17 protein-coding genes and 1 other annotated feature are annotated in these 13,477 nt (G+C 46.3%); of the genes, 9 read left to right on the top strand and 8 right to left on the bottom strand.

The window, feature by feature from the left end; genetic code table 11:
• Positions 1 to 98 precede the first annotated feature (98 nt).
• Both lipA and BS614_RS28610 read left to right on the top strand, forming a co-directional pair.
• Positions 99 to 998 carry a lipoyl synthase gene (lipA, locus tag BS614_RS28615; RefSeq protein ID WP_017692371.1) on the top strand — a complete coding sequence of 300 codons (900 nt, stop codon included), beginning with the start codon at positions 99 to 101 and terminating at the stop codon, positions 996 to 998.
• A gap of 14 nt (positions 999 to 1,012) precedes the next feature.
• Positions 1,013 to 1,432, top strand: coding sequence for a YutD family protein (locus BS614_RS28610; RefSeq protein ID WP_244898220.1), 420 nt, complete (start codon positions 1,013 to 1,015; stop codon positions 1,430 to 1,432).
• A gap of 28 nt (positions 1,433 to 1,460) precedes the next feature.
• Here BS614_RS28610 and BS614_RS28605 read toward each other — a convergent pair whose 3' ends face one another.
• Both BS614_RS28605 and ylbJ read right to left on the bottom strand, forming a co-directional pair.
• On the bottom strand, positions 1,461 to 2,264 hold the full coding sequence (locus BS614_RS28605) for an NAD kinase (protein WP_036673293.1): 804 nt from the start codon (positions 2,262 to 2,264) through the stop codon (positions 1,461 to 1,463).
• 100 nt (positions 2,265 to 2,364) lie between these two features.
• Positions 2,365 to 3,621 carry a sporulation integral membrane protein YlbJ gene (gene ylbJ, locus BS614_RS28600; protein WP_074096392.1) on the bottom strand — a complete coding sequence of 419 codons (1,257 nt, stop codon included), beginning with the start codon at positions 3,619 to 3,621 and terminating at the stop codon, positions 2,365 to 2,367.
• A 153-nt stretch (positions 3,622 to 3,774) separates the two neighbouring features.
• Between ylbJ and BS614_RS31685 the strand changes: the two genes are divergently transcribed.
• The 3 genes from BS614_RS31685 to BS614_RS28590 all read left to right on the top strand — a co-directional run bounded on the left by BS614_RS31685 (position 3,775) and on the right by BS614_RS28590 (position 5,336).
• Positions 3,775 to 3,939 (top strand): hypothetical protein, encoded by a 165-nt coding sequence (locus BS614_RS31685; RefSeq protein WP_155984997.1) that lies wholly within the window; start codon positions 3,775 to 3,777, stop codon positions 3,937 to 3,939.
• Positions 3,940 to 4,183: 244 nt separating this feature from the next.
• Positions 4,184 to 4,561, top strand: a complete 378-nt coding sequence (locus BS614_RS28595) for a globin domain-containing protein (RefSeq protein WP_036605723.1) — start codon at positions 4,184 to 4,186, stop codon at positions 4,559 to 4,561.
• 43 nt (positions 4,562 to 4,604) lie between these two features.
• Positions 4,605 to 5,336, top strand: a complete 732-nt coding sequence (locus BS614_RS28590) for a DUF2225 domain-containing protein (RefSeq protein ID WP_074096391.1) — start codon at positions 4,605 to 4,607, stop codon at positions 5,334 to 5,336.
• 12 nt (positions 5,337 to 5,348) lie between these two features.
• On the opposite strand, the gene BS614_RS28585 is transcribed toward BS614_RS28590, so the two are convergent.
• The gene (locus BS614_RS28585) at positions 5,349 to 5,582 is read right to left on the bottom strand and encodes a hypothetical protein (protein ID WP_017692378.1); all 234 of its coding nucleotides are present in this window, start codon (positions 5,580 to 5,582) and stop codon (positions 5,349 to 5,351) included.
• Positions 5,579 to 5,749 carry a YycC family protein gene (locus tag BS614_RS28580; RefSeq protein ID WP_074096390.1) on the bottom strand — a complete coding sequence of 57 codons (171 nt, stop codon included), beginning with the start codon at positions 5,747 to 5,749 and terminating at the stop codon, positions 5,579 to 5,581. Before BS614_RS28580 ends, BS614_RS28585 begins: the two co-directional genes overlap by 4 nt.
• 339 nt (positions 5,750 to 6,088) lie before the next feature.
• Between BS614_RS28580 and BS614_RS28575 the strand changes: the two genes are divergently transcribed.
• Together BS614_RS28575 and BS614_RS28570 are read left to right on the top strand one after the other, a co-directional pair.
• Positions 6,089 to 7,888: a M3 family oligoendopeptidase gene (locus BS614_RS28575; protein WP_074096389.1), complete on the top strand. Its 1,800-nt coding sequence runs from the start codon at positions 6,089 to 6,091 to the stop codon at positions 7,886 to 7,888.
• A gap of 289 nt (positions 7,889 to 8,177) precedes the next feature.
• On the top strand, positions 8,178 to 8,588 hold the full coding sequence (locus tag BS614_RS28570; RefSeq protein ID WP_036605727.1) for a hypothetical protein: 411 nt from the start codon (positions 8,178 to 8,180) through the stop codon (positions 8,586 to 8,588).
• A gap of 85 nt (positions 8,589 to 8,673) precedes the next feature.
• Here the strand turns inward: BS614_RS28570 and BS614_RS28565 are convergent, their stop codons facing one another.
• Together BS614_RS28565 and BS614_RS28560 are read right to left on the bottom strand one after the other, a co-directional pair.
• Positions 8,674 to 8,907 carry an alpha/beta-type small acid-soluble spore protein gene (locus BS614_RS28565; RefSeq protein WP_047841310.1) on the bottom strand — a complete coding sequence of 78 codons (234 nt, stop codon included), beginning with the start codon at positions 8,905 to 8,907 and terminating at the stop codon, positions 8,674 to 8,676.
• Between the two features lie 205 nt (positions 8,908 to 9,112).
• Positions 9,113 to 10,087 carry an aldose 1-epimerase gene (locus BS614_RS28560; protein ID WP_047841309.1) on the bottom strand — a complete coding sequence of 325 codons (975 nt, stop codon included), beginning with the start codon at positions 10,085 to 10,087 and terminating at the stop codon, positions 9,113 to 9,115.
• Between the two features lie 245 nt (positions 10,088 to 10,332).
• Positions 10,333 to 10,601 (top strand) — a binding site (T-box leader).
• 74 nt (positions 10,602 to 10,675) lie between these two features.
• On the opposite strand from BS614_RS28560, the gene trpS reads away from it, so the two are divergent.
• Positions 10,676 to 11,668 (top strand): tryptophan--tRNA ligase, encoded by a 993-nt coding sequence (gene trpS / locus BS614_RS28555; RefSeq protein WP_036605729.1) that lies wholly within the window; start codon positions 10,676 to 10,678, stop codon positions 11,666 to 11,668.
• Positions 11,669 to 11,783: 115 nt separating this feature from the next.
• Here trpS and BS614_RS28550 read toward each other — a convergent pair whose 3' ends face one another.
• Complete coding sequence (locus BS614_RS28550; RefSeq protein ID WP_017692385.1) at positions 11,784 to 11,984, bottom strand: hypothetical protein; 201 nt, start codon at positions 11,982 to 11,984, stop codon at positions 11,784 to 11,786.
• A gap of 120 nt (positions 11,985 to 12,104) precedes the next feature.
• Between BS614_RS28550 and BS614_RS28545 the strand changes: the two genes are divergently transcribed.
• Entirely contained in the window at positions 12,105 to 12,323 is a 219-nt protein-coding gene (locus BS614_RS28545) for an alpha/beta-type small acid-soluble spore protein (RefSeq protein WP_017692386.1), read from the top strand.
• 116 nt (positions 12,324 to 12,439) lie between these two features.
• Here the strand turns inward: BS614_RS28545 and BS614_RS28540 are convergent, their stop codons facing one another.
• The gene (locus BS614_RS28540; RefSeq protein WP_036605731.1) at positions 12,440 to 13,420 is read right to left on the bottom strand and encodes a metal-dependent hydrolase; all 981 of its coding nucleotides are present in this window, start codon (positions 13,418 to 13,420) and stop codon (positions 12,440 to 12,442) included.
• Between the last annotated feature and the right edge of the window lie 57 nt (positions 13,421 to 13,477).

Genomic DNA, 13,477 nt, shown 5'->3' with positions numbered 1-13,477 from the left:
AATGCACAAGATGTGACAAATGGGGGTTTTTCCAGCGCTTTCATGGTATAATATGTTCCGAGCAACAGCCTAACTTCAGTAGAAAGAAGGTTTATGCATTGGCAAAACGTGTTAAAGAACCGAAGCCGGATTGGATTCGGATCAAATTGACAACCGGCGATAACTATCAGGAAATGAAAACGATGATGCGTTCCAAAACGCTGCATACGGTATGTGAGGAAGCACGGTGTCCGAATATTTATGAATGCTGGGCCAATCGAACGGCCACTTTTATGATTTTGGGCGATATTTGCACAAGGGCATGCCGTTTTTGCGCGGTGAATACAGGCTTGCCAACGGAGCTTGATTTGCAGGAACCAGAACGTGTGGCGGAAGCAGCAGAGCAGATGAATCTGCAACACTGCGTAATTACAAGTGTAGCCCGTGACGATCTGAAAGACGGGGGAGCTACGATTTTTGCAGAGACGGTGAAGGCCGTACGGCGGCGGTTGCCATTGTGCAGCGTTGAAGTACTCATTCCAGACTTTCTGGGCGATCGGGAATCTTTGCAGATTGTAATGGATGCCAAACCGGACATTCTGAATCACAATATTGAGACGGTTGAGCGGTTGTCAGACAAAGTGCGTGCCAAGGCGAAATATAAACGTTCACTGGAATTGCTTGCTCGTGCCAAAGAAATGCAACCTAACATCCCTACGAAATCAAGCATTATGCTTGGTGTAGGTGAGGAATATAATGAAATTTTATCAACAATGGATGATCTTCGTGCGGTGAACTGTGATATTATGACGATTGGTCAATATTTGCAGCCATCGGAGAAACATCTGTATGTTGAAAAGTATTATCCGCCAGAGGAGTTCGCTGCATTGAAACAGGAAGGATTAAAACGTGGGTTCAGCCACGTCGAATCCGGCCCGATGGTTCGCAGCTCCTACCATGCGCATGAACAGGTGAAATCGGCTACCAAACATGCTGAACAGGCGGCAACACACGCGTGATGGAGGATACCGGATTGGAAGAAGAAAAAATCACAGAACAGATTCAGGAACAACTTCAGGAGCAGATCCAGGAGCCGGTTCAGGAATCGGTTGTTGAATCAGTTGAGGAAAAGCCCAAAGAACCGGTCATTGTACAGATCGGCGGCAAAAATTATGAAATCGTCCAGAACCACAAAGAGGGCTGGAATCCAGAGGTCTTCCGCGATCGTTACAGTGAAGTGCTGGAGCGTTATGATTATATTATCGGGGACTGGGGTTATAGCCAGTTGAGGTTAAAAGGTTTTTACCGTGATAACCATCCAAAAGCGACGAAGGATTCCACAATCGCCAGTATGGTGGATTATATCAATGAATATTGTAATTTTGGCTGTGCGTACTTTGTGCTTCAGAAGAGCAAGGATCAGCCTCAAGCCAAAGCAAAAAGCGGTTCCTGAGAAGGACCGCTTTTTTGGTGTGTTTATTTTAGTCAAGAAATGCCGTGCGAACCCGGTTCCAGAATGGATAAGGGCGGAAACGTGCGAAACTGACCTTGTGACTGGATACCTGACAACGGACGGAGATCAGATCCTCCACCATCACGTTCACATGATCAATCGTCATCAATAACCGCTGATCCTTGCGGGAGAAAATATCACAATGATGATGCTTGGGCAAAATAACCGGTGAACCAAGTGTCCGATAGACCCGATTATTAATCGATGCAATCTCCGCAATCTGAATCGCCTCGATGGTTGGATGAACCATGGCACCGCCAAGGGCTTTGTTGTATGCCGTGCTGCCTGATGGCGTGGATACACAGATGCCATCTCCACGGAACATTTCAAATGTCACATCGTTAATATCGACCTGCGCCACAACGGTACCGTCTACACCTTTTAACGTAAATTCATTAAGGGCGATGTAAGAGGAATTCCCCGACTTTTTGCGAATCTCAAGCTCCAATAGCGGATATTGTACAATGCGTGGTTTGAGACGCTCCGGATCTCCTTTGCCACTCATCAGCCTGACTAATTCACGTAATTCTTCCTTCTTCCAATCGGCGTAAAAGCCGAGATGGCCTGTATGAACCCCAACAAAAGCAATATCCGGAATGCGGTCGATGAAATTGTGAAATGCCTGTAGCATCGTACCATCGCCCCCGATGGAGATAACAATCTCCGGCGATTCTGCATCCAGCTTGAACCCTTCTTCCTTCGCCAGCGCATGAAACTGCTGACTGAGATCAATCGATAACTGGTCTCCGCGGTCTTGAACATAGTATCTCAAGATGAAAGCTCCTTTGTGGTCATTATACTACCGATGATAATCAATTCCGCGGAAGAACACAACGTTTGGGCGCATATTCAGTTAAATATAGATGAATCGTTCACTTATTTTTAGCATGTCGTCTAGGCTTGAGAATGGAAAATAATATCGCAAGGAATAACAACAATACGATGAGGCTTACAAAAACAATCATTCCGGATAAGAAAATCAGTCCCCAGTCCGGTGTATACGTTGATAACGATGGGATGAAACCGGGCTCCATGAGAACGGGTGAAGAGGAACGCCCCATCATAGGTGTCCACAACATCAGGACAAGCACAGGTGCGATTAGCGCATGAATTGCTCTGGCAAATAGAAATGGACCGTATCTCATGGATGTGTTGCTCAGAATACTCATAATCTGTGCATGGACGGATAATCCGCCCCAGGAGAGAACAAAGGCTGCTGCTGCGACTTTATAGACGAGAGGGATGGATGCACCGGCACTTCCGGCCTCTTTGTTCCCCAGCGTTACTTCAAATAACCCCCCGACCAAGCTAGGAGATAAGGATGGAGGAAGCCCGCTATGTCGAAGCAATTGCTCGGTTATCCCGTATAATCCACCAAGCCAACCAGTCTGTACAAGCAGCTCCATCATGACCGAGAAGAATACAACCAGCCCTCCTACGATAATAATAAGGCGAAGGGATGAGGAGACTGCCTGGCGCAGCAGTTCACCGAATGCCCGTCCGTCAGCCTTTCTTGCCTCATGCATTGCATAGATGGCCCGGACCAGTCTGTTTCTATGTATTTCCCTCGGTGGAGATGCAGAAGAGATGTCTGGCTGTGAGCCTTTTGCTGTACCCCCGTGAAAACGCATGAGCATACCCACCAGAAAAGCTGCAGCGTAATGGCTCGCAACCAATACTGGGGCGATGGCGACATTATGGAAGAAGCCAACCGATACCGCTCCAATCATGAAGATCGGATCGGATGATGTCGTGAAGGCAACGAGCCGTTCTCCTTCTTCCCGGGTAACCAGCTTTTGTTCCCATAACTGAGCGGTCAGTTTCGCCCCTGTTGGATAACCGGATGCACAGCTCACGGCAAATACAAAACCACCGCTTCCGGGAACACGAAACAATGGACGCATCAGTGGATTAAGCAAGGTACCTAGAAAATGAACAATGCCAAAGCCGAGCAGCAGCTCGGACAGCACCAAAAAAGGAAAAAGGGAGGGAAACAATACGTCCCACCAGATGGACAGTCCGCGTACACCTGCATGCCAGGTTTCCGCTGGATACAAGACCATTAACACACAAAGGATCAGGAGAGCGAGTGTGACCAGGACATGGGTGAGTCGTTGTGAAGCAGCCATGAATTCTTCTCCTTTATTTTTGGAATGGTCGGTGTGCGGAAGTCTGTGATGCCTATTGCCATCAATATATGAAAAAAAGTGGACAAACAGTACAAAATTATACGTAGAAAGCGCTTGCAAAAGTGGCTGTGTTTTTGAGTGATGTATGCTAAAATGAGAAAAACGCCTGAACGTCACCTAATTGTCTCCAAGGTGGAATTCAATTCGGATGGAGTGATGATCATGAGTCTTGTCACCGGAATCCTGGTCTGTGCTTTTGTATATGTGATACGTGCCTCGCTGGTACGCTCTGAGGAAGAGGACTGGCGGAGTTATTAATGGAATATCTAGTGCGCCAACCTATGCGGTTGGCGCTTTTTTTTGTTATTTTTTGAAGAAGGTCCTATATACAGATGGTCAGGTTACATGTCCTGATGATTTCATGTTATATAGGACTTTTTGGTTTTTTTTGATAGAATGGAGATAAAGGCTTTTGGGGTCTTGATATTGTTACTGTTTTCACAATGTTCACGGAACGTGTAATATATGGCAAAATTCGACATCAGAAAGGGGAATCAGACGTATGAATCCCAGTTTGAGTATTTATGACAATCTTGGCGGTGAGAAAGGTGTTCGCGCACTGGTCGAGGCTTTCTATCCAATCGTTCAGCAGAATGAGCAACTGGCTCCGCTTTTCCCGGAAGATATTCAGCCGGTCATCGACAAGCAGTATATGTTTTTGTCTCAATTTTTTGGAGGACCAGGGCTGTTTTCCGAGGCATTTGGACATCCGATGATGCGTGCCCGTCATATGCATTTTGAAGTGACGGTTGAACGGGCCGAAGCTTGGCTTGCATGTATGGATCAAGCCTTAACACAGATTGGTGTGGAGGAGCCCTTGCATTCGTTTATCCTGCAGCGTTTATCCGGGCCTGCACATCATTTTGTGAATACACCGTAGATCCGAATATGATTACAAGCGTACGGGAGAGGGATGGAAGAGATTGGAATTAGAGCCGCTGTATAAGGTGAAAGTGACCTGTCATTATTGCGAAACCGAGTATGAAACCTCACGGGTAAGACCGAGTTTGAAAAGGCCCTACCGGACGGATTCGGATTTTTGTGCGTACTACAAGCTGGAGAATCCAGATTTTTATGTGGTTCGCATCTGTCCGCAGTGCGGGTTTGCCTCGACGGAGAACGCAACGGAGCATTTGAATGATGCTCAGCGCAAGGCTTTTAAGGAACAGGTCGGTAATCGCTGGGTAAAACGTGATTATAGCGGAGCACGAACACTGGAACAGGCTTTGGCAACGTACAAGCTTGCCTTGCTGTGCGCACAGGTTATCCGGGAGAAAGATCGTGTCGTTGCTGGTCTGTTGCATCATATAGCTTGGTTGTATCGTTATATGGAGGACCATACACAGGAACATCGTTTTCTTGAATTTAGCCTGGAAGCCTATGTGAAGGTGTTCGAACGTGAAGGAACGGGTGGCAATGAAGCGAAACTATTGTATTTGCTCGGGGAATTGAACCGCAGGGTAGGACGGTTTAATGAAGCAGTGCAATGGTTCAGCAAGGTCATTCATGACAAGCGGATCACAGATGCGGCCATGATTCGTGCTTCAAGGGAACAGTGGGCCGTGCTGCGTGAGCAGATGATTTCAAGTAAGTTGGAACTCCCTGAAGAGATGCTGGAAACAGACAAAGAGGCTGCAAAGCGCAGCCCCCTCTAGGTTGATTTTACATTAGTTACGGACAGGACGGCTGGATAACAAATAGTCACTGTCGTTGTCGATCACGGTCATGCTTGTATTACAGCAGGGAAAGACCAGTAATTTCTTTTTGCCTTCGCGAATGAGCACAAGCTCTTTGGGTTTGAGGGGGAGCAGCACGTTGCTTGCATGACAGTAGGGACATTGCTGTACATAGATGTCTCCCATCACAATATCGTAAGGCCAGCTGTTCTCAAACGGAATCATTCTTGTTCGCCTTCTGGTGCGGAAGGTTTGGAGGTTTCTTGTTTGGCGAGTTCCGCAATCTTCTGCATCAGGATATGTTGGGGCATGTGCATCAGGTGCTCCAAAGGTACGCCCAGGGATTCTGCTAATTTGACGGCTGTATCAGCCGATACTTGTAAAGGTTTCATACGTTTACCTCCTGAAAGTTACTATGAATACATGTTCAAAAAGTCTGGTTTTCAGTACCGAGAAGATGGAATGAAGCTAGAAATGGAGTAGCGGAGCGTAGGCAAACTACGTGAGCAACTACATTGTTTCCAAAGGAAACAACCTTCGTAAGCATCCGCTTATTTCGGCTGAATTTCATATTCGATGCTGATGATGCCGTTAGGCATGATTCGTAATCAAAAGTGGACTTTTTGAACAACCTCTGTAGCTATTTCTCTAGTATAGAGATATGGCACGCATAAAACCAGTTTTTAATTCAATCCTAACCATCCAATTTATAGAGAGAGGTGCCTTATTAAATGAAAACGCCATTACACCCCGTATGGGATCTGGAGTCCATTTTTAGTGGAGGTTCTTCCTCCGAGACATTTGCTGCGTATCTGATTGAACTGGAAGAGGATGTTCGTAAACTGCAACATCTGTTGAACGAAACAGCTGCACCGACTTCATTAGAAGAGACGGCAGCTTTTGATCCGATTTTGGAACTGCTGCAAAGCTGTTATATCCGCATATCGGAAGGATCTGCGTTTGTATCCTGCCTCTCATCGCAAAACCAGAAGGACAAAAAGGCAACGCAGCTTCAAGGCGCTATCAGTTCCCTTGGTGCGATGCTGAACGGCAGCAAATCGAAGTTTGATAATACACTCAGTCAGACATCGGATTCGGTGTGGGACGCTTGGATTGCTCGGGAAGATATTCAGCCGCTGGCATTTGTACTGAACGAGAGTCGCACGCTGGCTCGTGAGAAGCTGTCGCCTGAACTGGAAGGCCTTGCACTGGATCTGGGTGTGGATGGTTACCATGGTTGGGGCAAATTCTATAACACCATTGTCAGCAAGGTGAACATTCCATTTGAGCAAGATGGGGAAACGGTGATGCTCTCCGCAGGACAGGCTGCCAACAAGCTGAGCGATAGTGATCGGAATGTACGCGAGACGGTATTCGCAAACTGGGAGCAAGCTTGGACTGATGTCGAAGATTTCTGTGCTGACACGCTGAATCACCTCGCGGGATTCCGTCTGAAGTTATATGAGAAACGTGGCTGGGATGATATCCTCAAAGAACCTCTGGCCATCAACCGGATGTCACGTCAGACATTGGATACGATGTGGGATGTGATTAATGGTGCCAAACCTGCACTTGTTCAATATCTGGAGCGCAAGGCAGAACTGCTGGGGGTAGACAAGCTCAGCTGGAGCGACGTAGATGCACCTGTAGGTAAATCAAGTGGCAAAATCACTTACGATGAGGCAGCCATCAATATTGTTGAACAGTTTGCCAAGTTCAGTCCTAAACTTTCCTCGTTTGCAGAGATGGCTTTTGAGAAACGCTGGATCGAAGCAGAAGATCGTCCTGGCAAACGTCCAGGCGGATTCTGTACGTCTTTGCCACTTAGCAAAGCAACCCGGATTTTCATGACCTTCTCCGGGACACCATCTAATGTGTCGACTCTTGCGCATGAACTTGGGCATGGATATCATCAGCACATTATGGAAGAGTTGCCTGCATTGAATCAACGTTATGCGATGAATGTGGCTGAGACAGCGTCCACGTTTGCTGAACTGATTGTAGCAGATGCCCTGGTGCAGGCGGCAACAGATGAGCAAGAGAAGCTGGCTTTGCTGGAAGACAAGATACAGCGAAGTGTGGCTTTCTTTATGAACATCCATGCCCGTTTCCTGTTTGAGAATCGTTTCTATGAACAACGCAAAAAAGGCTTGGTCAACGCGGATGAATTATCCAAATTAATGGTGGAGGCCCAGCAGGAAGCATTCTGCGGTGTACTTGCATCAGATCATCCTCATTTCTGGGCATCCAAACTGCATTTCTATCTGACTGGTGTGCCATTCTATAATTTCCCATACACGTTCGGTTATATGTTCAGTGCGGGAATCTATGCGAGAGCACAGCAAGAAGGAACGGCATTTGCAGATAAATACGATGATTTGTTGCGGGATACAGGGCGTATGACGGTTGAAGAACTTGCTCAGAAACATCTGGGTACGGACCTGACACAACCGGAATTCTGGCAAAATGCTGCGGACTTGGTTATTGCCGATATTGAGCAGTTTCTGCAGATGACAGCAACCGAAAAATAGGTTGAATAGAATAGGTTGAATATACATGAAAAGGCTGCAATTCCGTGTTAACAGACACAGGATTGCAGCCTTTTTTTGTACAGAATCCTCATTTTTTGATTCTCGAAGATTTTGTCGTAATTAAGTGAAAAAGCTCAGTTTAAGGAAGTGAAATGGCAATTAATTGTGCAAATCATAGTTAGAAATACCCAACTTTGCCGTTCTTTGTTGAATGAGCACATATGATGTCATATAATGAGTCGTAAGTCCTTGCTGTATAGGACTATAAGCATATAAGGAGAGTGTTAATATGAAAATTGATGAGCTTTCATTAGCGAGACAGTTGGATCTGGTATTCAAAGAACTTGATCATGAGTTATCAGGGTTAGATTCAGGGGTAGTTTTTGTGCAAATACGAAACAACGTAATTGGGAAATTCGGTATTCGACATAATCCGATAGCTGGACGAGATGGGCAGATGGATGTGGAGGAAGGAGGGCTAAACGAAACCCAGAGAACTTCTTTCCGGGCAATGGCACTGGAGACGTTGAAATTCAAACGTAATTGGACACATGGCGAAATATCGTACGACTTCACAGTAAGACAAGGTATGATTTTGGTAGATGCAACGATGGAGTCTAATTACAATATGGCGAGCCTGATGATTCGTTACCCTAGAACCAATACATACAAGGATTCAGATATGGAGTCGACCTCCTAATTAGTTGCACAAGAGAAAGCGGCACTTCCGAAGAAGGCCGCTTTTACTTTTGGATTCTGCTTAGGCTCAAGCAATAATTACGAGCTTACGAACGACCCGATAATTGCTGCTCAGCGATTTGCACCAGACGTTTAGTGATGTATCCACCCAGAGAACCTGTCTCACGGGAAGTATAGTTACCGTAGTAACCATCTTGTGGAATAGTTACACCCAGCTCTTGAGCAGCTTCAATTTTCAATTGTTGCAATGCTGCTGTTGCTTGGGGAACGACCAGGTTGTTGGAGCGGCTACCGCTACCTTGGTTTTGACTTCCGTACATATGTGTCACCTCCTTATGGGTTGGTGATGTTAGTATGGTTAGAGAATACGGAAATATACATGATATGGCGTAAGGGAAAATATGGATAACTATCAGTGCGCAGGACACATAAAAAAGCCGACCCAATGCGGGTCGGCAAGTTGTATTTGGATATCAAAATAGAGGGTGATATGCGTAAAAGCAAAATAGAGAATGATCAGCTCGCTTAGTCTGTGGGAGGTATAACCTCAATACGTGTAAATAACTCAACAGGCTGTTCCGGTTCCAAGCGAATCAACCCGGTTTGTTCATCCGATAAAGCCAAATTAGGTGCATCCGGGAGCCAAGTGTACGGTTCAATGCACAAGAACTGATCGGATTCACCTTTGGTAAAGAGAACCCAATGTTTGAAAAATGCTTCATCTGCTGAATATTTCAATGTATACCCATCTTGCCTGCGTAAGTAAGCCGTAGCCGGTTCACCTTCGGTAGCTTTCAACAGGGTATCCCAGTTACGTCTCTGCAAATTGATGCCTTCGTTCAGAGCAGACCATTCACCCAGGGATTCCAATTCACCTGTCGGTAGTTGTTCTTCATTCTGTCCGTATATTCCGGAAACAGGCAGTTGCAGTGTCCAGTCGGCAGGTTTGCCGTCTAACAAAAACCATGTATGATATCCCATCCCAAAAGGAGCAGGTGTTGAGCTCAGATTGGTGACTCGCAGACGCTGGCTAAATACAGCGTTTTGCAGACTGAACGTCATCTCAAGTTTTAGGGGAATCGGGAATTGGGCCATCCAATGCTCTTCATTTTCGGTCAGTAATTCAGTCGTAATTGCACAGCCGTCTTCATCTTCCTCAATGTCACTGACACACCAGGATTGGGTACGGTGGAGACCGTGAATATGGTTGTCATTCGCCGTGTTCTGATCAAACTGGTAACGAACGCCTTCATATTCGAATTGTCCACGATGAATGCGCCCTGGTGGAATCAGGAGAGGAACGCCAAAATGGTACGGCTTCTGCAGATAAAAGGCAAGATCGTCTTCATCCGGACGGCGGACGACATCTCTGTCCTGCACTAAATCGCGAATAGAAATAATATTATTTCCAAGACGCGGCAGCAGGGTGATTTCCAATTCACGGCTATGTAGGATATACGTGTCGTAACCATTCCATTGGCCTTTGGTCACTTGTTTCATATCGATGCTCCTTTTCCCACTTGAAATCTGTCTGCAAGCAGTTGTGATGAAGCTACTGCTGCAGGCGTGTCGTTGTGTACATGCCAGCGATTTCCTGCGCTATTTCGTGTGAAGCAGGCAACAGGATAAGCAATTCCATCATAACAGATTTTGATGTCTCGGGTAAAAAAGTTCAACTCATTTTGACATTCATGCCTGTGCGCATTAAGATGGAACTCTGAAAGCATTTATTAGAATTAAATGACATGAAATCGATGACAGGGATAAGTAGGCCAAGAGAATCCTCTCCAGAAAGCCGGTGGTTGATGTGAACCGGTGTGAGCTCTTTACCGAATGGACCCTTGAGTGTAGGTTTGAACAGGCTAAGCCAGAGATGGGCTTGCCCCACTAGAGTCTGCCGTATAATCCACGTTACGGAACAATGAAGGCATTTCTTCAGCTTGACTTGATTTCAGGGTCAGGAGCAATCGAAGAAAAGCGAATAAGGGTGGCACCACGGTCTCACGTCCCTTGCGGATGTGGGGCCTTTTTGCGTTCGCAGAGAATGGCAGGAGTTTTTTATATACAATCAGGGAGGCGTTATGTGTAATGAAAACAGTACTTTCAGGTATTCAGCCAAGCGGTAAGCTCACATTGGGCAACTATATTGGTGCAATCAAAAATTTTGTAAAACTCCAGCATGACTATCAATGTCATTTCATGGTGGTTGATCTTCATGCCATCACCGTGGCTCAGGAGCCAGCAGCATTGCGTGAACAGTCTGAAGCGGTAGCCGCACTGTTTATTGCAGCAGGTATTGATCCGTCGAAATCTAACGTATTTCTGCAATCCCATGTACCGCAGCACGCGGAATTGGGCTGGTTGATGACAACGCTGACCTCCATGGGTGAGCTTGAACGCATGACTCAGTTTAAGGATAAATCATCCGGTAAAGATTCCGTTGGTGCCGGACTGTTTGTGTATCCATCATTAATGGCGGCTGATATTTTGTTATACAATGCTGACCTTGTTCCCGTAGGTGAGGACCAGAAGCAGCATCTGGAACTGACACGTGATCTGGCAGGACGTTTTAACCACCGTTATGGGGAGTACTTCACCATTCCAGATCCGTATATTCCGCAGGTGGGTGCACGGGTAATGTCACTTGATGATGCCTCTTCGAAAATGAGCAAAAGTAACCCTAACGCTGGCAGCTATATTGCCCTGCTGGATCCGCCGGATGTGATTCGCAAAAAAATCAGCCGTGCCACTACAGATTCGGGACGTGAAGTCGTATATGATCCGGCAAACAAACCGGAAGTCAGCAATCTGATGAGTATTTATGCTGAATGTGCAGGTATGACGCTTAAGGAAGTAGCTGAGCGTTATGAAGGCAAGATGTATGGTCCGTTCAAAAAGGAACTGGCTGAAGTGGTTGTATCTGTGATTGAACCGCTGCAACAACGATATAATGAGATTCGTGAGTCTGGCGAATTGGCGGATGTTCTGGATACGTCAGCCCGTCGTGCAGAAGAAGTTGCTGCTCAAACGTTGGATGCAGTTAAAGAACGTATGGGATTTGTTCCGAGACGTAAACAGTAGTCCTGAACAAAGATCTTCATTTCATGCAATGAATAGTTAACACAAATAAAGAGGAGCCCTATTGAAGGACTCCTCTTTATTTGTGCGTTCATTATTGAACTATCAAATGACCTGCTCAAGAAGTGGGCTCTGAAGCAGCCGAGCGAACTTCCTGACGTTCTTTTTTGGCACGAATCACAAATCCCCAGCCAATGTTGGCAATGGACAGGACAAACAGTAGTGCAGCAAACCAACCGGAGTAAGAGATCATAATTGCTGAAACCGTTAACAAGATAATCGAAGAGAATGCGAACCATAAAGACAAGCCTTTACTCATTGGGAAAAACCTCCATCTACAAATTTAGTAAAACTCCGTATAACCTGTAGCCTACGAGCCATAATAATCTTGCAAGCTTGCAATTACATTACAGACACAGATTGAAGGGAGATTATAAATATGGCTCAAGGATCTCGTTCTAACAACTTGGTGGTACCTCAGGCAAATTCAGCACTGCAACAATTGAAAATCGAGGCTGCACAGGAACTGGGTGTAACTATCCCACAAGACGGTTACTATGGTAACTACACTTCCCGTGAAACAGGATCTTTGGGTGGATATATCACCAAACGTCTGGTACAAATCGCTGAGCAGTCTCTGGCTGGGTCTGGCAAATAATTTATTTTAACCAACAGCAACAAAACAGGATAAACGGAAAGCCCGGAGCGGAAACGCTCCGGGCTTTCTCGCGTATCAGTTCCTATGTCTGATTGTGCCTTGCCATGCTCACTTCGTCAAGGGCGTGCAGATAAAAGTTTTTTATCCATTTTCTCATCGCTTAACCAGCCTACATACGTATCAATCGTTTCGAAATTCCGATCCATCACAATTACAGCGACAAATGGATATTGTTTCCGGTGTCGATAACGTACATCTGCCCAGCGGACCTTGTAACCGGCAGGCAGTTCTTCAACCTCTGCCACCGCATAGGAGGTGAAATAGAGGAAGGCACTGACTTCCGGCGATTTGCGTGAAGCAGCAACGGCCGCATGAGTAGAAGACGAGGCGTGCAGACTCCATACCAGATTAGAACCATCCATTTTACCGATCACATAACTGCCGTCCTCAACTCGTTTAACCACATGCCAGCGGTTCCAGGATATCGTTGGAATGACGATGTATCTTGCCTGCTCTGGGCTGTTGTCGAGACGTCTAACTTTTCTGACCGCTTGTGCACGAGCAATCGTTCGCCATATATAATATAAACCGGTCAAACTATACAACGTAACGAAGAGTGGTGCAGGGGCGATCAGATCAAAGGCCCATAACAGGATAGCTATGACATGTGTAGTGAATAGAAACGGATCAAAAATATGAATGATGTTCCAGGCGATCCAGCGTTCCGTAAAAGGCCGGGCGGCTTGGGTTCCATAGGTGTTGAACAGATCGGTGAATACGTGAAAGCCTACGGCCACAGCGGTCCAGGTGGCAACGTGTCCAATAGGGACACCAGGGAATATCAGTGCAATGACGCCGGTGATGAGCAAAACCCATAACAGGAGAAATGGCAGAGAGTGTGACAAGCCCCGATGATTCCGAATGTAAAGCGAATTGCTTTTGAGACGTAACGCAGTATCAATGTCAGGGGCCTGGGAACCGGCGATCGTGCCAACCATTACCGCAGCTGCAAGCATGGGACTCGCCGCGACGACAGGATCGACATAAGCCAGACCGGCTAGACCAATCCCCATGACAAAATGTGTAGAGGTATCCATAAACGTCTCCTTTGTGTGGTATATCGTTCTAAGGCATATTACTTCTCTATCTAGGTG

The sequence above is a fragment of the Paenibacillus xylanexedens genome (assembly GCF_001908275.1).
Lineage (GTDB): Bacteria > Bacillota > Bacilli > Paenibacillales > Paenibacillaceae > Paenibacillus > Paenibacillus xylanexedens_A.
This window is presented reverse-complemented; position numbering and strand designations above follow the sequence as displayed.